This is a genomic window from Streptomyces sp. NRRL S-646, assembly GCF_000720765.1.
Taxonomy (GTDB): domain Bacteria; phylum Actinomycetota; class Actinomycetes; order Streptomycetales; family Streptomycetaceae; genus Streptomyces.
The window spans coordinates 255478-274919 of sequence record NZ_JODC01000015.1; the positions used below are offsets into that span (position 1 = coordinate 255478).

Here is a 19442-nt window from a genome sequence, read left to right on the forward strand (position 1 = left end):
TTTCCGACCGGCCGAGAAAAAGTGTACAGGGTCCGAAGGGGTGCTCGCGCACGCCTTTTGCGGTGCCCCCTCAGGGTCCTTACTCCGCAGGCAGGACGTGCTTCGCGGCGATCGACCTGGCGGTGTCGGAGTCGGGGCCGGGCTGCGGCACGAAGATCGCCTCGCGGTAGTAGCGCAACTCCGCGATGGACTCGCGGATGTCGGCGAGGGCGCGGTGGTTGCCGTTCTTCTCGGGGCTGTTGAAGTAGGCCCGCGGGTACCAGCGGCGGGCGAGCTCCTTGACGCTCGACACGTCGACGATCCGGTAGTGCAGATAGTCCTCCAGCGTCGGCATGTCGCGGAGCAGGAAGCCACGGTCGGTGCCGACCGAGTTGCCGCACAGCGGGGCCTTGCCGGGTTCCTTGACGTGTTCGCGGACGTAGGCGAGGACCTGTTCCTCCGCGTCGGACAACGTCGTGCCGCCGGCGAGTTCGTCCAGCAGCCCGGACGCGGTGTGCATCTGACGCACCACCTCCGGCATCGTCTCCAGTGCCTTGGACGGCGGACGGATGACGATGTCCACACCCTCACCGAGGATGTTCAGCTCGGAGTCGGTGACGAGGGCGGCCACCTCGATGAGAGCGTCGTCGGACAGCGAGAGGCCGGTCATCTCGCAGTCGATCCACACCATGCGATCGTTCATGCGACCACCCTAAGGCTGGCGCCCGCAAAATCGGCCCCTCGGGTGTTCGAGGAGCAGGGGTACGGGGAGAGGGGGCGGGTGGCCTCGGCCACCCGCCCCCTCTACGCCGTCACGTACCGCTGCGCTGCCCCGGCAGGCTCGCCCGGCTCGTCACATAGGCCTCGCGGCCGTTCTCCGCCGCGGCCGCGGCGGAAAGCGACGGACCCGATCCGACGGCACTCGCCGCAGCGCGACGGCTCTGCAGCGGAACCGGCCCCTCCGGATGCAGCAGGGGCGCAGGCCCCGGCGCCCCGGCCGTACCCTCCACGTCGGCCGGCTTGTCGCCCTGCGGACGGCGAGCGCGGTACGCGGCACGGTAGGCGGCAGGAGACGACCCCAGCTGACGGCGGAAGTGGCCGCGCAGGGCCACCGGCGAGCGGAAGCCGCAGCGGCCCGCGACCTCGTCCACCGAGTAGTCCGACGTCTCGAGCAGGCGCTGCGCCTGCAGCACCCGCTGGGTGATCAGCCACTGCAGCGGGGCGCTGCCGGTGAGCGAGCGGAACCGGCGGTCGAAGGTGCGCCGGCTCATGTACGCACGCGCGGCGAGGGTCTCCACGTCGAACTGCTCGTGGAGGTGCTCCAGCGCCCAGGCGACGACCTCCGCGAGCGGGTCGGCGCCGATCTCCTCCGGTAAAGACCGATCGAGGTAGCGCTCCTGACCGCCCGAGCGGCGCGGCGGTACGACCAGACGCCGGGCCAGTGCGCCCGCCGCCTCGTTGCCGTGGTCCGTCCGCACGATGTGGAGACAGAGGTCGATTCCGGCCGCCGTACCGGCGGAGGTGAGCACGTCGCCGTCGTCGACGAAGAGCTCTCTCGGATCGACGTGCACCGACGGGTAGCGCTTGGCCAGCGTCGGTGCGTACATCCAGTGTGTGGTCGCGGGGCGGCCGTCCAGGAGTCCCGCCGCCGCCAGTACGAAGGCGCCGGTGCACAGCCCGACTATGCGGGCGCCCTCCTCGTGTGCCCGGCGCAGCGCGTCGAGCGCCTCCTCCGGCGGCGGAGACGTGATCGAGCGCCAGGCCGGCACGACGACCGTGCCGGCGCGCGATATCGCCTCCAGGCCATGTGGCGCGGTGAGTTCCAAGCCCCCTGTGGTCCGCAGCGGGCCTTCCTCGCCGCCGCACACCAGCAGTCGGTAGCGCGGTACGCCGGCGTCCTGGCGGTCGATCCCGAACACCGACAGCGGTATGGAACTCTCGAAGATGGGGCCGCCGCTGAACAGCAGCACCGCGACGATCTCCTTGCGGCGTCGCCCGGAAAGCTTCCGGGCCGCGGCTTCCGGCGCGGCAGTGGAGTCGTGGCTCATACTGCTAAGCCCCCCTCGGTGGTCGCGGCTCCTCGGTTGTGTCGCTCCTGCACGTTTCCCCTCGGTCCTGCACGAGTCCCCCGCCGTAAGACGTCAAGATCGAATCTACTGTGTCGCGTGGTGCCGGTGTGAGCCAGTTCGGCAACCGGCACATTGTCGACATGGCAACTTGGCGTGAAGCATTCGATCACGAAGCGTTGCACTCGCGGGCCGTGCAGGGAAGTGCGCCTTGTCGCAGTGGCCAATCCACGTAGGGTGCGCGGGGTCCCCGAGCCCCTTTCTCTGCAGGTGGAACGGGGGTTGGGGGGTGGTCGGGGCAAGGGATGCGCAGTGTCCGGAAGTTGGCTGAAAAGCGTCGGACGCGTGCGCGGAAACCGGTCAGCCGACCGGTGTACTTCCCCCAGTGTGACGCCTGCCTCTGTGAGCACCCGTGCCGCTCCTGTGATGGCGGCCCCGGCGGGACGTGTGATCCTCGCTCGGCGGGCGGGCCGCCACGCGCTCGGACTGGCGCAGCAGCAGCCGGCACACCGCGGTGACGGCGGCGAGGCCGAGCGCCGTGCCCGCGGCGCCGGCGAGCGAGGTGCCGTACCAGAGAAGGACCACGGGGACGAGGACGCAGCTGAACGCCGCCCAGCGGACGACATCGGTCACGGTGTCCTGGGGCGGGGCGGTCGCGCGGGGAGTCTCGGGGGTGAGGTGCGGTCCGGACATGCGTGCTCCCTGGGGGCCTGGGTCTCGGTGTTCAACGCGTGTTCGACCGGGCGGTCACTGTACGCGGGTCGCCGCCGGCCCCCGGGGCAAGTGAACCCTGTGCAAACCGCCTGTACAGCGCAGCAACCATTGCGTTACGGGCGCCCCTCGTGCATGCTCCCTGGAACCCCCACGACGGGGGTCCCCCTGCTCGCGCGAAGCCGAGAGCGGGGGAGCGGGCGGGATCTGGGCTAAGGAGGCGTGCCGCCGTACCCTTGGGGGTATGGGGTTGGGAAGATGATTCCCGGACACAGCTCCGCCGCACATGCTGCATCCGTCAGCGAGTTCCGCTCGCGGGCCCTCCCATAAAGGATCAAAACGCCGAGACAGCCATGGCCGGTCACGAATTCTTCGAACCCGCGGACCGCAAGCGCCCCGTCGCCGACCCCACGGCGGCCGAGCCCCAGGCGGCCGAAGAGCCACGCCATTCCTGCGATCCAGCCTTCAAGCACGGCGTGGTCGTCGGCTTCGACGGCTCCACGTCCAGTGAGCGCGCCCTCGCCTACGCGATCGGCATGGCCCACCGTTCCGGATCGGCCCTGATCATCGTGCACGTCGCCAACCGGCTGCCCACCACGGTGTGGGCCGGCTGCGAGCCACCGGTCTTCGTCGACGTGCCGGACCACCGCACCGAGGTGCTGGGGCTCGAGCTCGCCTGTGCGGACTATCTGGCCGAGGTGCCCTGGATCCTGGTCGAGCGCGGCGGCGACATCTGCCACGAACTCGAAGAGGTGGGGCGGGAGTACGAGGCGGACGCGATCGTCGTCGGCTCCACGCACGGCATCGTGGGACGGATTTTCGGCTCCGTCGCGGGGCGGCTCGCCAAGCGGGCGAAGCGGCCCGTCGTTGTCATTCCGTAACTCCTCGTTCTCCCAGGTGAGATGCGATCCGGGAACGGTCTCCCTCCTTTGTGCAGCGCGCAAATCTACTCGCGCGTAGAGGTGTTTGTGCCTTTGTGAAGGGCATATATCGGTCACCGCACAACTGCACATGCATGAAGGGAGCCCGCCGTGGACAACGACGTCTCCGCGGGAAGCGGAACCACTACCGTGGTCGGCCGACTCGCCCTGGGTATCACCCTGTTGGCGTTCGGACTCGGATACACCGACGTGATCAATGGCGTGTCGGCCGCTGACGCCGTCTCACTGGCCCACTACGTAGGCGGCGTTGCGCTCTTCGTCGCCGGACTTCTCGCCTTCCGCGACGGTGACTCCGTCAACGGGACGGCGTACTCGGCGCTCGGCGCCCTCTGGTTCACCTGGGCCGTGACGGCCGGCAACTCGATGTCCGCCAACGCGACGGGGCTGTTCCTGGCCCTGTTCGCCCTCGTGGCCCTGACGTTGACCCTCGCGGGCGGGGATCAACTCACGCAGGGTACGTACGGGTTGTTCTTCGTCTCCCTGGCGCTTCTCGCCATCGCGCAGTTCGCGACGAGCGGGTCGATTGCGAAGGTGGGCGGTTGGTTTGCCGTGGCCGCCGGGGCGGTTGCCTGGTATGCGGCTACTGCGGCGCTGGCTCACTGGCCGACGGTGCTTCCGCGGCGTGCTGCCGGTCGGGGCGTGACGGCCACCGGCTAGCTGCGCAGGCTGGGGGGTTGGGCGGCTCCCCGGCGCATATGGGCGGACCCCCCGTGCTTGGTGGCAGCACGTGGGGGTCCGTCATGTTGTTTGGCCTCTGCAGGCCGGTGGGGGTTGCTCGCGCAGTTCCCCGCGCCCCAACGGTCGAAGGGGCCGCTACTCGACCGTTACCGACTTTGCGAGGTTCCTGGGCTTGTCGATGTCCCGCCCGAGGGCCAAGGCCGTGTGGTACGCGAGGAGTTGGAGGGGGATGCCCATCAGGATGGGGTCCAGTTCGTCCTCGTTCTTCGGGACGACGATCGTCTCGTCGGCCTTCTCCTCGTGCTGGTGGGCCACCGCGAGGATGCGGCCGCTGCGGGCCTTGATCTCCTCCATGGCGGCGCGGTTCTTCTCCAGGAGGTCGTCGTCGGGGACGATCGCGACCGTGGGGAGGGCCGGCTCGATGAGGGCCAGGGGGCCGTGCTTGAGCTCGGAGGCCGGGTAGGCCTCGGCGTGGATGTACGAGACCTCCTTGAGCTTGAGGGAGGCCTCGCGGGCGACCGGGTAGCCCCGGACGCGGCCGATGAAGAGCATCGAGCGGGCGTCGGCGTACTGCTCGGCCAGCTTCTTGATCTCCTCCTCCCGCGCCAGGATCTCGGTGATCTGGGCGGGGAGCTTGCGCAGCCCCTCGATGATCCGCTTGCCGTCGCGGACCGAGAGGTCGCGGGTGCGGCCCAGGTGCAGGGCGAGCAGGGCGAAGGCGACCGTGGTGTTGGTGAAGCACTTCGTCGAGACGACGCAGACCTCGGGGCCCGCGTGGACGTAGATGCCCGCGTCCGCCTCGCGGGCGATCGCCGAGCCGACCACGTTCACGATGCCGAAGACCCGCGCGCCCTTGCGCTTCAGCTCCTGGACGGCCGCGAGGACGTCGTAGGTCTCACCGGACTGGGAGACGGCCACGTAGAGGGTGTCGGGGTCCACGACCGCGTTGCGGTAGCGGAATTCGGATGCCGGCTCGGCGTCCGCGGGGATGCGGGCCAGCTCCTCGATCATCTGGGCGCCGATCATGCCCGCGTGGTACGAGGTGCCGCAGCCGAGGATCTTCACCCGGCGGATCTGGCGGGCCTCCCGGGCGTCCAGGTTGAGGCCGCCGAGGTGCACGGTGGAGAAGCGGTCGTCGATGCGGCCGCGCAGCACGCGGTCCACGGCGTCGGCCTGCTCGTGGACCTCCTTGTGCATGTACGTGTCGTGGCCGCCCATGTCGTACGAGGCGGCCTCCCACTCCACGGTGGTGGGCTCCGCCGTGGTGCGGGTGCCCTCCGTCGTGTAGGTGCGGAAGTCGTCGGCCTTGAGGGTGGCCATCTCGCCGTCGCCGAGAGTCACTATCTGCCGCGTGTGGGCGACCAGGGCGGCGATGTCCGAGGCGACGAACATCTCCTTCTCGCCGATGCCGAGGACCACCGGGGAGCCGTTTCGGGCCACCACGATCCGGTCCGGGAAGTCGGCGTGCATCACGGCGATGCCGTACGTCCCCTCGATGACCCGGAGGGTCTCGCGGACCTTCTCCTCCAGGGACTCGGCCTGGGAGCGGGCGATGAGGTGGACGAGCACCTCGGTGTCCGTCTCGGAGAGGAACTCGACGCCGTCCGCCTCCAGCTTGCGGCGCAGGTCGGAGGCGTTGTCGATGATGCCGTTGTGGACGACGGCGACCTTGCCCTCGGCGTCCAGGTGCGGGTGCGCGTTCACGTCGGAGGGGGCGCCGTGGGTGGCCCAGCGGGTGTGGGCGATGCCGGTCGTGCCCTTGAAGCGGGCCGGGACCTTGGCCTCCAGGTCGCGGACCCGGCCCTTGGCCTTGACCAGCTTCAGGCCGGCCGTCTTGGGGGACGTCACGACGATGCCGGCCGAGTCGTAGCCGCGGTATTCGAGCCGCTGCAGGCCCTCCAGCAGGAGGGGGGCCACGTCACGTTTCCCGATGTATCCGACGATTCCGCACATATATATACGTAGTCCTAGCCGTAGACGATGCGGCGCAACTGCCTGAGCGTAAGCTCCGGCGGTGCGACCGCCCGGTATTTCAGGTCCGCCTCGATCCGTTCGAAGATCTCCGTGTTCACCAGGCCCTGGGCCTGCAGTTCGCGGTGGCGGCGACGGACGTACTCCACGGTCGTCTCGTCGAAGTAGGCGAGCACGTCCTGGATCACCCGCAGTGCCTCGCCCCTGCTGAGGGGCGTGGACCGCGTCAGGTGATCAACAAGTTCGTCGTGCACCCGGTAGATCCTGAGGTACCGGAGGCCGTTTCGCAAGAATCCTGCCCGATATCGGGCAAGGGGCCTGTTGCGGCTCTTTGGTGTTCTTATGAACCTCTGTTTGCAGACTGTCCATCCTGAGTCTTGTGCCCCGTCGTTCATGTGGACGAGTTTCAGACGTCATGGACATACCTCGTATGGGAGTACCGGAGCAGCTGGCCGAGCGCATGAGCATGGCCGAGCAGCACGAGTACCTGCGCGCGAGATTCTCGCGCCGCAACCTGATGAGAGGCGGTGCCGTGACGATCGGCGCCGTCACCGGTGGCGCGTTCGTGCCGGGTGCCGTGGCTCAGGCCGCCGTTCCCACGCAGCGCACCGCCCCCGCCACCGAGACGGTCGACGGCTCGCTCGTCGCCCCGTTCGGCCGCCACCTCGCCTACGGCAGCGACGCCAGTACCGAGATGACCGTCTCCTGGCAGGTGCCGGTCGCGGTGAAGAAGCCCTTCATCCGCATCGGCGCCCACCCCTGGGACCTCTCCCGCAAGATCGAGGCCGAGGTCCGCAGCCTCTACACCCCGGCCGGCGTCGGCGCCAGCGGCGACCACACGCAGTACTACCTCCACGCCAAGCTCACCCACCTGCGCCCGGGCAGGACGTACTACTACGGCGTCGGCCACCAGGGCTTCGACCCGGCCGAGCCGCACCTCGTCGGCACCCTGGGCACCTTCACCACCGCGCCCTCGCACAAGAAGCCGTTCACCTTCACGGCCTTCGGCGACCAGGGCGTCAGCTACCACGGTCTGGCCAACGACAGCCTGATCCTCGGCCAGAACCCGTCCTTCCACCTGCACGCGGGCGACATCGCCTACGCCGACCCGGCCGGCGCGGGCAAGACCGCCGACACCGGCTTCGACTCGCGGGTGTGGGACCAGTTCCTGTACCAGACCGAGTCGGTCGCCAAGTCCGTGCCGTGGATGGTGAGTTACGGCAACCACGACATGGAGGCCTGGTACTCGCCCAACGGCTACGGCGGCGAGGAGGCCCGCTTCACGCTCCCCGACAACGGGCCGGACAAGGCGAACCTGCCGGGCGTCTACTCCTTCGTCCACGGCAACACGGCGATCATCTCGCTCGACCCGAACGACGTGTCGTACGAGATTCCCGCCAACCTCGGTATCTCCGGCGGCACCCAGACCAAGTGGTTCGAGGCGCAGCTGAAGAAGTACCGGGCGTCGAAGGACATCGACTTCATCGTCGTGTTCTTCCACCACTGCGCCTACTGCACCTCCACCGCGCACGCCTCGGAGGGGGGCGTGCGCCAGGAGTGGGTACCGCTGTTCGAGAAGTACACGGTGGACCTGGTCATCAACGGCCACAACCACCAGTACGAGCGCACCGACGTCATCAAGGGCGACAAGGTCGTCAAGAAGCTGCCGATCGGTGAGACCGCGTACCCCGAGACCGAGGGTGTCGTCTACGTGACGGCGGGCGCCGCGGGCCGCAGCCTGTACGCGTTCACCGCGCCGGACTCCTACGAGGGGCACGAGCACGAGGTCGACTCCGTCGCCTCGTTCATCAACACCAAGGACGGCAAGGTCAACGAGACCGTCGCCTGGTCCCGGGTGCGCTACCTCAACTACTCCTTCCTGCGCGTGGACGTCGAGCCCGCGTCGAAGGGCCACTACGCCAAGCTGAAGGTGTCGGGCATCGCCGAGACCGGTGACCGCATCGACCACTTCACGGTGGCACGCAAGGCCAAGTAGCCCTGCCCGTGCGCCCGGAAGGCAGGGCGTACGTCTCACCCGCAGGCGGTCCTCACATTCTCTTGAGGACCGCCTGTTTGGCCATCGTGAACTCCTCGTCCGTCAGGACGCCCGTGCGGTGCAGCTCGCCGAGTTCGCGCAGCCGTCGCAGCAATGCGTCGTGGTCGTCCTCGTGTCGGCCTGCGGGCGCCAGTTGCTTCGGGGGTTCCTGCGGCGGTACGTCCAGTACGGCCGCCGCCGCGGGGTGCGGCAGCCGGGCCTGCACGGCCGCCGCGACCAGCGCCATCAGCGGGTCCTTCTTGAAGCCCCACAGCTCCACGGAGTTGGGGTCGTACTTGGGCGGCGCCTTGGTGGCCGCGCCCCGCACGGTGAAGCGCAGATACCCGTTCTCCAGACCGGCCGCGGGCTGCCACTCCACGGCGACGACATCGGTGACGGCCAGGGTGCGGGCGCCCGCGGCGGCCTTGGCGTCCTCCGTCTTCCAGTTCCACTCCAGGCGGATCTGCTCACCGTCGAAGCTCGCGGTGCCGTCCCCGGCGGAGACGGAGAGCGGGACGGACGGGCCGGGGAGCAGGTATTCGTCCACCGGGTCGGACGGGACCTCGTCGAGCAGCAGGGCGTTGCGTACCTCGTCCGTGAAGTACTCCGCGACGCCGTACCGGTCCGACTCGACGAGCAGCTGATAGGGGTCGTTCGGCTCGATGAGCCGTCCCCCGGAGGCGTGCAGCAGCGGGTCGGCGCCGTCGCGCAGCCGCAGCCTCAGCCGCCCCGACTTCTTGCCCTGCTCGAAGGAGATCCCCGCCAACGCACCCAAAGGGACGACGAGTTCACCCAGTGTCCGGCGGAGCAGGCTGACGTTCCTGTCCCGCCCGGGCGTCAGCCGAAGGGCATCGCCGTCGAAGACCCACGTGCCGTCCCTCTGGATGATTTCCGCCATGGGGGGATTGTTTCACCGGATCTGCGAGAGAGTGGTCTCTACCAATCGGAGGGAGCGCATGTGAGACTGCACCGCGTTCTGGTGTCGCTGCTGCTCGTCGCGGCCGCCGGCATTTTCACGTCAGGAGCGACCATGCTGACGAAAGCGAGCCCGACCCCGCTCGGCCGGGTGGTCCCGGCGCCCGCGTCGGTCAAGGCCTGGGGCTCCCCCTACCGCATCACCGGCGCCACCGCCATCCGCATCGACGACTCCCCGCGGGTGCGCCGGATCGGCCAGTACCTCGCGGACATCCTGCGCCCGTCGACCGGCTACCGGCTGCCCCTGGTCCACTGGGGCCGCGGCGGCATCCAACTCCGGCTTGAGAGGCAGACGAAGGGCGGGTTCGGGGCGGAGGGCTACCGCCTGGACAGCTCGGAGGGCGGCATCACCATCACCGCCACCGAGCCCGCCGGCCTCTTCCACGGCGTCCAGACCCTGCGCCAGCTGCTGCCGCCCACGGTGGAGAAGAAGTCCGTACAGCCCGGACCGTGGCTGGTCGCGGGCGGCACGATCAAGGACAGCCCGCGCTACGCCTACCGCGGCGCCATGCTCGACGTCTCCCGCCACTTCTTCACGGTGACCCAAGTCAAGCGCTATGTGGACGAGTTGGCGCTCTACAAGATCAACAAACTGCATCTGCACCTCAGCGACGACCAGGGCTGGCGCATCGCCGTCGACTCCTGGCCGCGGCTCGCGACCTACGGCGGCTCCACGGAGGTGGGCGGCGGCGAGGGCGGTTATTACACCAAGGCCGACTACCAGGAGATCGTCCGGTACGCCGCCTCCCGTTATCTGGAGGTCGTTCCCGAGATCGACATGCCCGGCCACACCAACGCGGCCCTCGCCTCGTACGCCCAACTGAACTGCAACGGCACGGCACCCCCGCTGTACACCGGCACCGACGTCGGCTTCAGCTCCCTGTGCGTCGGCAAGGACGTCACGTACGACTTCGTGGACGACGTCATCCGTGAGCTGGCGGCGATCACTCCGGGCCGCTATCTCCACATCGGCGGCGACGAGGCGCACTCCACCAGCCACGACGACTACGTGAAGTTCATGGACCGGGTGCAGCCGGTCGTCGCCAAGTACGGCAAGACGGTGATCGCCTGGCACCAGATCACCGGCGCGCACCCCGCGAAGGGGGCTCTGGCCCAGTACTGGGGCCTGGACGACACCGACGCGGCGGAGAAGGCGCAGGTCGCGAAAGCCGCGCAGAACGGCACCGGGCTGATCCTCTCGCCCGCCGACCGGATCTACCTGGACATGAAGTACACCGGGGACACCCCGCTCGGGCAGGACTGGGCCGGACTGGTGGAGGTGAAGCGGTCGTACGACTGGGATCCGGGCAACTACCTCGCCGGGGCGCCCGGTTCGGCGATCAGGGGCGTCGAGGCGCCGCTGTGGACCGAGACGATCGTGACGGACGCCGACATCGACTACATGACCTTCCCGAGGCTGCCCGGAGTCGCCGAGCTCGGCTGGTCGCCCGCGTCCACCCACGACTGGGACACGTACAAGGTGCGGCTCGCGGCGCAGGGCCCGCGGTGGGACGCGCTGGGGATCAGCTACTACCGGTCGCCGCAGGTCCCGTGGCCGCCGAAGTAGCCTGAACATGCTGGATGGGCACCCCGGAGGACCGTACTCCGGGGTGCCCGTCCGTCTTGATCAGAACCCCGAGACGGGATTTTTGAGGGTTCCGATCAGCTGAAGGGCCCCTGCAGGGTCGGCCAGGTCGACCATCTGCCTGTTGTTGCGCAGCTGGAGCCGGTTGAGGCAGGACAGCGCGAACTCCGGGGCGAACATGTCGTACCGCTCGAACTTCTCGGCGAGTTCGGGCACCGACGCCTGGTACTCGCGGGTGACCTCCGCGACCGTCCGCCAGAAGTCGTCCTCCTCCAGGATTCCCTCGTCGGCGAGGTTCGCGGCGAGGAAGCGGAAGAAGCAGTCGAAGACGTCCGTGAAGATCGACAGGAGCTTCTTGTCGTCGGGGACGTCGACGCGCAGCCGCTCGACCGTCGGCGGCAGCACCGCGTCCGGGTCCATGACGGCGATCTCCTCCGCGATGTCCTTGTAGATCGCGCGCTGCACGACCCCGTCCCTCAGCACCAGGATCACGTTCTCGCCGTGCGGCATGTAGACCAGGTCGTAGGCGTAGAAGCTGTGCAGGAGGGGCGTGAAGTACGCCCGCAGGTAGTGTCGCAGCCACTCCGTCGGCGCGAGGCCCGACCGCTCGATCAGCGCGCCCGCGAAGGACGCACCCTCGTGGTCGACGTGGACGAGGGAGGCCATGGTGGCGAGCGACTCTCCGTCCCGGAGGCCGCGGACCGGGCTCTCGCGCCACAGGGCCGCGAGCATCTTGCGGTACGGCGAGTAGCGGTCCGTCGCCTTCTCGTACTCCAGGTGCCGGTAGCCGACGGCGGCCCGCTCGCGGATGATCGACAGGCCGGTGGACTTCAGCACCGGGTCGCCCTCGATGAGCTGGGCCAGCCAGTCGTTGATGGCGGGGGTGGCCTCCATGTAGGCGGCCGACAGTCCGCGCATGAAGCCCATGTTGAGGACCGACAGGGCCGTCTTCACATAGTGCTTCTCGGGGTGCGAGCTGTTGAAGAAGGTGCGGATGGACTGCTGGGCCAGGTACTCGTCGTCGCCCTCGCCCAGGCACACCAGGTGCCGGCGGGCGACCTCGGCGGCGAAGGTGACGGTGAGCTTGTTCCACCACTGCCAGGGGTGGACGGGGATGAGGAGGTAGTCGGCGGGGTCCAGGTCCTGCTCGCGCAGGATGCCGTGGAACCGCTCGACGGTCTGCTCACCCAGCTCCTCCCGTACGAAGGTCTCGTACTCGATCCCGACACCCGCCGTGAAGGCAGCGCGCGACCTGTGCGCTGCCAGCCACACCAGACGGACCGGGCTTGCGGTCTCGGGGGCGTACGACAGGTACTCGTGCATGCCGAAGCCGAGCCGTCCGTTGTTGGCGACGAAGCAGGGGTGGCCCTCGGTCATACCGGTCTCGATGGCCTGGAAGCCGGATCGCGCCAGCTCGGCGGCCGGGATCTGTGGTTTGGTGAGCTTGTAGCAGGTGCCGGAGAGGGTGGAGGAGATCTCCTCCAGGTAGACGGGGAGGATCTCGTCGCTCAGGCCCAGTGCCGTCCTCAGCTCGATGAAGAAGTCCAGGGCGGCGAGGGGGAGTTCGGCGCCGTCGCGGGTGCGGGTGATCGAGGCGGCGTCGATCTGCCAGTGGTCGAGGGCGCGGATCACGGCGGTGAAGGTGTACCGGGTCAGGCCGTCGTCGCTGCGGACGACGTAGCGGCCGTCCTGCTGCTCCGGCGTGATCAGGCGCTCGTGCGCGAACTCGGCGAGGGCCTTGCGGACCAGGAGGCGGTTGGCCTGCTCCCACCGTTCGGGGGAGAGGTGGGCCACGGCGTCGGCGAGGGTCATGCGGGCACCCCCGTCGTGACGAAGAATCGCTCCCGGGTGCAGAAGCTCAGCAGCGCCCTCTTCTCCGGCTTCTGGATCTCCCGTTCGGGCACGAACCCGACGGCATCGTTCAAGGCGTGGACGGCCGTGTTGGATACGTCCGGTTCGACGACGACCCGCCGCACCGCCGGGTCCTCGAAGAGGCGCGCCATCACCGCGGTGATGACGGACCGGGTGAAGCCGTGCACGGGCGTGTCGGTGGCGGGGGTCAGGAAGTGCATGCCGATGTCGCCCGGCTGCGGCTCGTAGAGGCCGACCAGCTCACGGTGGGCGGGGTCGTAGTACTCCATCAGGAAGGCAGGTTCGCCGTCCCTGTCGAGCCCGAGCAGCGCGTGATGGTGCTCGTCGGCCGCGATCTCCATGTAGGCGCGCTCGACGTCCTCCAGTTTCGCGTCCTGCATCATCCAGAAGGCGGCCTTGGGATGGGTGACCCAGCCGTGCAGGAGTTCGGCGTCGGTCAGCGGGTCGAGAGGGCGGAAGGTGAAGGTCGTCGGGCTCATGCGGTGAACTCCTGGAACGCGATGGTCTTCTCGACCGGGTAGTACTCGGTGCCGAGCAGCTCGCGGACGATGTAGCTGTTGCGGTAGGCGCCCATGCCCAGGTCGGGACTGGTGACGCTGTGGGTGTGCACACCGGCGTTCTGCAGGAAGACGCCCCGCCCGGTGGTGTCGACGGAGTAGTTGCGGGCGACGTCGAAGTTGCCGTGCGAGTCGTAGAGCAGCCGGTCGCGTACGGGCTTCAGGAACTCCGGCTCGGCGTACCTGTATCCGGTCGCCAGGATCAGCCCCTCGGACTCGATCTCGTACTCCTTCTCCTGCTCCTCCTGACGGAAGGAGAGGGTGTACGCGCTGTTCTCGTAACGTGCGCTGTTCAGCGAGGAGTTGGTGAGCAGACGCGTGGGCACGGGGCCGCCGAGGTTCTTCCGGTAGAGCAGGTCGAAGATCTCGTTGATCAGGTCGCCGTCGATGCCCTTGAACAGGCCCTTCTGCTCGGCCGTGAGCCGGTAGCGGGTGGCCTCCGGCAGCTCCCGGTAGTAGTCGATGTACTCCGGGGAGGTCATCTCCAGCGTGAGCTTGGTGTATTCGAGGGGGAAGAAACGCGGGGAGCGGGTGACCCAGTTCAGCCGGTAGCCGTGGACGTCGATCTCGCTGAGCAGGTCGTAGTAGATCTCGGCGGCGGACTGGCCACTGCCGACCAGCGTGATCGACTCCTTGCGCTGCAACTCCGCCTTGTGCTGCAGATAGCGGGAGTTGTGGATGAAGTCGCCGCCCAGGCCCTGGCAGGACTCGGGGATGTACGGCGGGGTGCCCGTGCCGAGGACGAGGTGGCGGGCGCGGTACACGTCTCCGGCCTCGGTGCGGACCAGGTAGTGCTCGGACCCTTCGTCGTACGTCACCTCGGTGACCGTCGTACTGAAGCGGACGCTGCTCAGGTTGTTCGCGGCCCAGCGGCAGTAGTCGTCGTACTCGACGCGCAGGGGGTAGAAGTTCTCCCGGATGTAGAACGAGTACAGCCGGCCCTTCTCCTTCAGATAGTTGAGGAAGGAGTACGGCGAGGTCGGGTCGGCGAGGGTGACCAGGTCCGACATGAACGGGGTCTGAAGGTGGGCGCCGTCCAGGAACATGCCCGCGTGCCACTCGAAGTCCGGCTTCGACTCCAGGAAGACCCCGTCGAGCTCGGCGATCGGCTCGGTCAGACAGGCCAGGCCGAGGTTGAACGGGCCGAGCCCGATCCCGACGAAGTCATGGGTTCCGGTCGGGTTTTCAGGACGCGCGGTCAAGGGACTCTCCCAGGTACTGCTCGGCGTGGCCGGCTATCAGGTCCAGGACGGCGACGATGTCTTCGGTCGTCGTCTCGGGGTTGAGCAGGGTGAACTTCAGGTAGTGGCGGCCGCCCACCTTGGTGCCCGCGACCACCGCGTCACCGGAGGCGAACAGGGCTTTGCGGGCGTACAGGTTGGCGCGGTCGATCTCGGCCGGGTCGGTGACGGCGGCCGGGACGAAACGGAAGACGAGGGTGGAGAGGGTGGGCTCCACGACGACCTCGAAGCGCGGGTCGGCGGCGAGCAGCTTCCAGCCCTCGGCGGCCAACTCGCATACCTCGTCGAAGAGTTGACCGATACCGTCGGCGCCCATCACGCGCAGCGTCATCCACAGCTTGAGGGCGTCGAAGCGGCGGGTGGTCTGCAGGGACTTGTCGACCTGGTTGGGGATGCGTTCCTGCACCATGCGGCGCGGGTTGAGGTACTCCGCGTGGTACGTGGCGTGGCGCAGGGTCGAGGCGTCCCGCACCAGTACGGCGGACGAACTCACCGGCTGGAAGAAGGACTTGTGGTAGTCGACCGTGACCGAGTCGGCACGCTCGATGCCGTCGATGCGGTCCCGGTACTTGAGCGAGGCGAGCAGTCCGCAGCCGTACGCCGCGTCCACGTGCAGCCAGGCGCCGAACTGGGCACACAGCTCGGCGATCTCGGGCAGCGGGTCGATGGAGCCGAAGTCGGTGGTGCCCGCGGTGGCGACGACGGCCATGGGGACCAGGCCGTCCTTCCTGCAGCGCTCCAGCTCACGGGCGAGGGCGACGGTCTGCATCCGCTTGTCGTGGTCGACGGGGACGGAGACCACCGCGTCCTGGCCGAGGCCCAGCAGTTTCGCGGACTTCTTCACGCTGAAGTGGCTGACCTCGGAGGCGAAGACACGCAGTTTGGCAAGGGTGTCCGTCTTGGCCTCCTCCCGGGCCAGCAGCAGCGCCTGCAGATTGGACTGGGTGCCGCCGGAGGTGAACACGCCGTCCGCTGCGGGGCCGAGGCCGATACGGGCGGTCGTCCAGTCGATGAGCCTGCGCTCGATCAGGGTGCCGCCGGCCGACTGGTCCCAGGTGTCCAGGGAGGAGTTGACGGCGGACAGGACGGCCTCACCGAGCACCGCCGGGATGACGACCGGGCAGTTGAGGTGGGCGAGGTAGCGGGGGTGGTGGAAGTAGACCGCGTCGCGGAGGTAGACGTCCTCCAGCTCGTCCAGGACCGCGACGGTGTCGCCCAGCGGCCGGTCGAGGTCGATGGCGTCGATCCGGGGAGCGAGGGCGTCGACGGTGACACCGGTGAACGGACGGTCGGTGGTGGCGAGTTTGGCCGCCACCCGCTCGACTCCTTCGGTCACGGAGCGGCGGTAGTGCTCCGCGGTCAGGTCATTGAGCAGGTGCGAGCGCATTGGGGGTCCTCCGGTGGGGACAGTCCGTGCGGGCGGGGGAGGGGCGAAGCTGCCCGATTAACTTAGGTAAGCCTAACCTAAGTCGCTTGGGTTCAATCCCGCCCCTCCCGTGACCGCCGTCACTCCTGCTCGCGCAACTGCTCCTCGCTCAGGCCCCGTCGCCAGTACCCGACGAAGGTGACCCGCCGCCGGTCGATGCCGCACTCCCCGACGAGGCGCCGCCGCAGCTGCTTCACGCATCCGCTCTCGCCCGCGATCCAGGCGTACGGGTGTTCGGCGAGCGGGAGTTGAGCGGTGCGCAGGGCGTCGAGGGCCATGGGGGACCCCTCGACGCCGCCTGCGTCCCGGACCAGCCAGGTGATCTCGGCGTCGGCCTCGGTCACCAGGTCCTGGATGTCCCCGGCGTCGTGCACCTCCAGCCAGACCCGGGCACGGGTGCCGGCCGGCAGCGACTCGAGGATCGCCGAGACGGCCGGAACGGCGGTCTCGTCCCCCCAGATCAGCATCAGATCGGTGTCCGCGGGCGGCCGGAAGCGGATCGCGCGGTTGTCCGCGACGGCGGGCCCGAGCAACACGACACGATCACCGGCGGCGGCCTTCGCGGCCCATCGCGAGGCGGGACCGGCCGGGGTGTGCAGGACGAAGTCGATGTCGATCTCGTCGGGGTCGCGGCGCAGGCTCCGCAGTGTGTACGACCGCATCACGGCCCGTACGTCGTCGGGCAGTTCACGCCAGGCCTGCCACCAGCCGTCGCCGAGTTCGTACGGTACGGCCGGCTCGCTCTGGCCTGGTTGCGGCAGGAAGAGCGACAGGGACTGGTCACGTCCGTCGGAGAAGAAGTACTGCAGGTCCTCCCCGGCGAGGGTCACCCGGACCAGAGACGGCCCGAGCCGCCTCGTCCGCACGACCTGAAGGGAAAAGAAACGGAACGGGGCGGCTACGGTGGTCGTCATCACGGCTCCTGAATCATCGTCAGGTCGTAGGCGTGGAGATGGGCGGCCTCCCTAGGGGGCGCGGGGAACTGCGCGACCAGCCACAACGGGCCCGCAGTCGCCCACGAGGTGGAGCTCCCTCTCAGCCGACCTTCTTTGCCTTCTCGAGGGCCTCGGCCAAACTGGTAAGCAGCGGCACGCACTTGTCGTAGGACAGGATCGGCTCGGGCGACCGAGAGATGACCTGCCCCGCCTTCACCGCCGGCAGTTTCTTCCACGTGGCCTTGGTGATGTCGGCCGGCTGGATGGTCGAGGACCGGTCGTCCATCATGATGATGTCGGCCTTGTACTTGTCGACGTTCTCCCAGCTCAGCGACTCGAACCAGCCGCCGCCCTTGGCCTTCGCCTTCTCCGGCGGCTCGACGAAGTTCACGCCGAGCGCCTTGAAGTACTCCAGGTCGATCGAGAGGTTCGTGCCGGAGACGTAGAAGAGCGCGTCGCTCGCGGAACCCGCCATCACCTTGATGTGGGGCTTGGCCTTCGCGGCCTTGCGCAGCCGGGCGGCGGCCGCCTCGAACTTCTTCTTCGCCTCGGTGACCTTCGCCGCCTTCATGTCCGCGCCGAGCGACTCCGCGAGCGCCCACATGCGCTGCAGCGGCTCGGTCAGCTGGCGGTCGTAGACGGAGATGCCGACGCTGGGAGCCAGCTTGGCGATCTTGTCCTTGGAGGCCTCGGGGACGTACCAGAGCGTGCCGGCGTCGTCGAACATCGTGGAGATGAGGACGTCGGGCGCGAGGGCCGCGTATTTCTCGACGTTGAACTGGTCCCAGACGTTGCCGAGGATCGTGACCTTGCTGATGTCCATGTCGCCGGCCTGGACGTCGGGCTTGCCGTCCGCGGTCCTGGTCGGGCCGAAGACGCCCTTGACGCTGATGCCGTAGTCGTGGAGCGCGGCGGCGACACCCGTGAACGCGACGATGTTCGCGGGCACTTCGTCGAGCTTCACCGTCGTGCCGCGGTCGTCCTTGAACGACCAGGGGCCGGACTTGGCGGCGGTCGTCCCGTTGCCGGAGCCGCCGCTTTTCGCGTCGTCGTCGCCGCAGGCCGCGAGCGCGGCCCCGAGGCCGAGGGCGCCGCCCGCGGCGAGGATGCCGCGTCGGGTCAGGTGGGTGGCTCTGGCGTTGAGCATGCTGAGGCTGCTTTCGAACGGGGAACGGGGCGGAGCGCCCGCCGGACAACTTCGAAGGTAGGTTAGCCTAACCTCACTCGATGTCCAGGGGTGGGGGCGTTTCGGTCCCGAACCTGTCAGCAGCCTGTGCGCCGGAGCCGTGGCACCATCGCTGTGGTCAGCCGGCCAGTCCCAACTCCCTTGCGATCAGCATCCGTTGGACCTCGCTGGTGCCCTCGCCGATCTCCAGGATCTTGGAGTCGCGCCACATACGGGCCACCGGGTACTCGTTCATGAAGCCGTAGCCGCCGTGGATCTGCGTGGCCTCGCGCGCGTTGTCGACGGCGACCGTGGAGGAGTGGAGCTTGGCGAGCGCGGCCTCCTTCTTGAAGGGGGCGCCGCTCACCAGCCGGGCGGCCGCGTCACGCCAGGCGAGTCGGGCCGTGTGGGCCCTCATCTCCATGTCGGCGATCTTGAACTGGATCGCTTGGTTCGCGCCGATCGGGCGGCCGAAGGCGTGCCGTTCCTTCGCGTACTTCACCGACTCGTCCACACAGCCCTGGGCCAGCCCGGTCGCGAGAGCCGCGATGGCGATCCGGCCCTCGTCGAGGATGCGCAGGAACTGGGCGTAACCGCGGCCCTTCTCGCCCAGCAGGTTGGCCGCCGGGACGCGGACGTCCGAGAAGGACAGCTCACGGGTGTCCGAGGCGTTCCAGCCGACCTTCGAGTACGGGGCCGCCACCGTGAAGCCCGGGGTGCCGGACGGCACGATGATCGAGGAGATCAGCGGTTTGCCGTCCGGCTTGCGACCGGTGACCGCCGTGACCGTGACCAAGCCCGTGATGTCCGTGCCCGAGTTGGTGATGAAGCACTTCGTGCCGTTGATCACCCACTCGTTCGTCTCCTCGTCCAGCCGGGCCGTCGTACGGGTGGCTCCGGCGTCGCTGCCGCCGTCCGGCTCGGTGAGGCCGAAGGCGCCGAGGATCTCGCCGGAGCAGAGGCGGGGCAGCCACTGCTGCTTCTGCTCCTCCGTACCGAAGAGGTGGATCGGCATGGCGCCCAGGGAGACACCGGCCTCCAGGGTGATGGCCACGGACGAGTCCACGCGGGCCAGCTCCTCCAGCGCCACGCCCAGCGCCAGATAGTCGCCGCCCATACCGCCGTACTCCTCCGGGAACGGCAGCCCGAACAGGCCCATGCGGCCCATCTCGCGGACGATCTCGTACGGGAACTCGTGGTGCTCGTAGAACTCGCCGATCTTGGGCGCCACGACGTCGTGTGCGAACTCCTCGACGGTGCGGCGGAGTTCCTCCAGCTCGGGTGAGAGTCGGTAGTCCATGGCTG

At 68.6% G+C, this 19442-nt stretch carries 17 protein-coding genes; 4 read left to right on the forward strand and 13 right to left on the reverse strand.

Features of this window, described 5'->3' with window-relative positions:
• Positions 1-79: 79 nt before the first annotated feature.
• The 3 genes from orn to IH68_RS0136345 all read right to left on the reverse strand — a co-directional run bounded on the left by orn (position 80) and on the right by IH68_RS0136345 (position 2738).
• The gene (orn, locus tag IH68_RS0136335; RefSeq protein WP_037885792.1) at positions 80-682 is read right to left on the reverse strand and encodes an oligoribonuclease; all 603 of its coding nucleotides are present in this window, start codon (positions 680-682) and stop codon (positions 80-82) included.
• A 109-nt stretch (positions 683-791) separates the two neighbouring features.
• Complete coding sequence (locus IH68_RS0136340; RefSeq protein WP_030943948.1) at positions 792-2027, reverse strand: helix-turn-helix domain-containing protein; 1236 nt, start codon at positions 2025-2027, stop codon at positions 792-794.
• A 378-nt stretch (positions 2028-2405) separates the two neighbouring features.
• Entirely contained in the window at positions 2406-2738 is a 333-nt protein-coding gene (locus tag IH68_RS0136345; RefSeq protein WP_030943949.1) for a hypothetical protein, read from the reverse strand.
• A 371-nt stretch (positions 2739-3109) separates the two neighbouring features.
• Between IH68_RS0136345 and IH68_RS0136350 the strand changes: the two genes are divergently transcribed.
• Entirely contained in the window at positions 3110-3637 is a 528-nt protein-coding gene (locus tag IH68_RS0136350; protein ID WP_030943951.1) for a universal stress protein, read from the forward strand.
• 150 nt (positions 3638-3787) lie between these two features.
• Positions 3788-4354, forward strand: coding sequence for a GPR1/FUN34/YaaH family transporter (locus IH68_RS0136355; RefSeq protein WP_030943955.1), 567 nt, complete (start codon positions 3788-3790; stop codon positions 4352-4354).
• Between the two features lie 156 nt (positions 4355-4510).
• On the opposite strand, the gene glmS is transcribed toward IH68_RS0136355, so the two are convergent.
• Both glmS and IH68_RS0136365 read right to left on the reverse strand, forming a co-directional pair.
• On the reverse strand, positions 4511-6328 hold the full coding sequence (gene glmS, locus IH68_RS0136360) for a glutamine--fructose-6-phosphate transaminase (isomerizing) (protein WP_030943958.1): 1818 nt from the start codon (positions 6326-6328) through the stop codon (positions 4511-4513).
• A 14-nt stretch (positions 6329-6342) separates the two neighbouring features.
• A complete protein-coding gene (locus IH68_RS0136365) occupies positions 6343-6600 on the reverse strand; it encodes a hypothetical protein (protein ID WP_030943968.1) in 258 nt (85 codons plus the stop codon).
• 176 nt (positions 6601-6776) lie between these two features.
• Between IH68_RS0136365 and IH68_RS0136370 the strand changes: the two genes are divergently transcribed.
• Entirely contained in the window at positions 6777-8342 is a 1566-nt protein-coding gene (locus IH68_RS0136370; protein WP_030943971.1) for a purple acid phosphatase family protein, read from the forward strand.
• Between the two features lie 52 nt (positions 8343-8394).
• Here IH68_RS0136370 and IH68_RS0136375 read toward each other — a convergent pair whose 3' ends face one another.
• Positions 8395-9279, reverse strand: coding sequence for a DUF4429 domain-containing protein (locus IH68_RS0136375; RefSeq protein ID WP_030943974.1), 885 nt, complete (start codon positions 9277-9279; stop codon positions 8395-8397).
• Between the two features lie 60 nt (positions 9280-9339).
• Between IH68_RS0136375 and IH68_RS0136380 the strand changes: the two genes are divergently transcribed.
• Positions 9340-10923, forward strand: a complete 1584-nt coding sequence (locus IH68_RS0136380) for a beta-N-acetylhexosaminidase (protein WP_030943976.1) — start codon at positions 9340-9342, stop codon at positions 10921-10923.
• A 60-nt stretch (positions 10924-10983) separates the two neighbouring features.
• Here IH68_RS0136380 and IH68_RS0136385 read toward each other — a convergent pair whose 3' ends face one another.
• The 7 genes from IH68_RS0136385 to IH68_RS0136420 all read right to left on the reverse strand — a co-directional run bounded on the left by IH68_RS0136385 (position 10984) and on the right by IH68_RS0136420 (position 19437).
• Positions 10984-12753 carry an IucA/IucC family protein gene (locus tag IH68_RS0136385; RefSeq protein WP_030943980.1) on the reverse strand — a complete coding sequence of 590 codons (1770 nt, stop codon included), beginning with the start codon at positions 12751-12753 and terminating at the stop codon, positions 10984-10986.
• Entirely contained in the window at positions 12750-13292 is a 543-nt protein-coding gene (locus IH68_RS0136390; RefSeq protein WP_030943983.1) for a GNAT family N-acetyltransferase, read from the reverse strand. Before IH68_RS0136390 ends, IH68_RS0136385 begins: the two co-directional genes overlap by 4 nt.
• The gene (locus IH68_RS0136395; RefSeq protein ID WP_030943985.1) at positions 13289-14572 is read right to left on the reverse strand and encodes a lysine N(6)-hydroxylase/L-ornithine N(5)-oxygenase family protein; all 1284 of its coding nucleotides are present in this window, start codon (positions 14570-14572) and stop codon (positions 13289-13291) included. The genes IH68_RS0136390 and IH68_RS0136395 overlap by 4 nt, the downstream gene beginning before the upstream one ends.
• Positions 14556-15998 carry a lysine decarboxylase DesA gene (desA, locus tag IH68_RS0136400; RefSeq protein ID WP_030943988.1) on the reverse strand — a complete coding sequence of 481 codons (1443 nt, stop codon included), beginning with the start codon at positions 15996-15998 and terminating at the stop codon, positions 14556-14558. The genes IH68_RS0136395 and desA overlap by 17 nt, the downstream gene beginning before the upstream one ends.
• A 119-nt stretch (positions 15999-16117) precedes the next feature.
• Positions 16118-16951, reverse strand: coding sequence for a siderophore-interacting protein (locus tag IH68_RS0136405; RefSeq protein WP_030943992.1), 834 nt, complete (start codon positions 16949-16951; stop codon positions 16118-16120).
• A gap of 121 nt (positions 16952-17072) precedes the next feature.
• Positions 17073-18119, reverse strand: a complete 1047-nt coding sequence (locus IH68_RS0136415; protein WP_030943995.1) for an ABC transporter substrate-binding protein — start codon at positions 18117-18119, stop codon at positions 17073-17075.
• A gap of 157 nt (positions 18120-18276) precedes the next feature.
• Positions 18277-19437 carry an acyl-CoA dehydrogenase family protein gene (locus tag IH68_RS0136420; RefSeq protein ID WP_030943998.1) on the reverse strand — a complete coding sequence of 387 codons (1161 nt, stop codon included), beginning with the start codon at positions 19435-19437 and terminating at the stop codon, positions 18277-18279.
• Between the last annotated feature and the right edge of the window lie 5 nt (positions 19438-19442).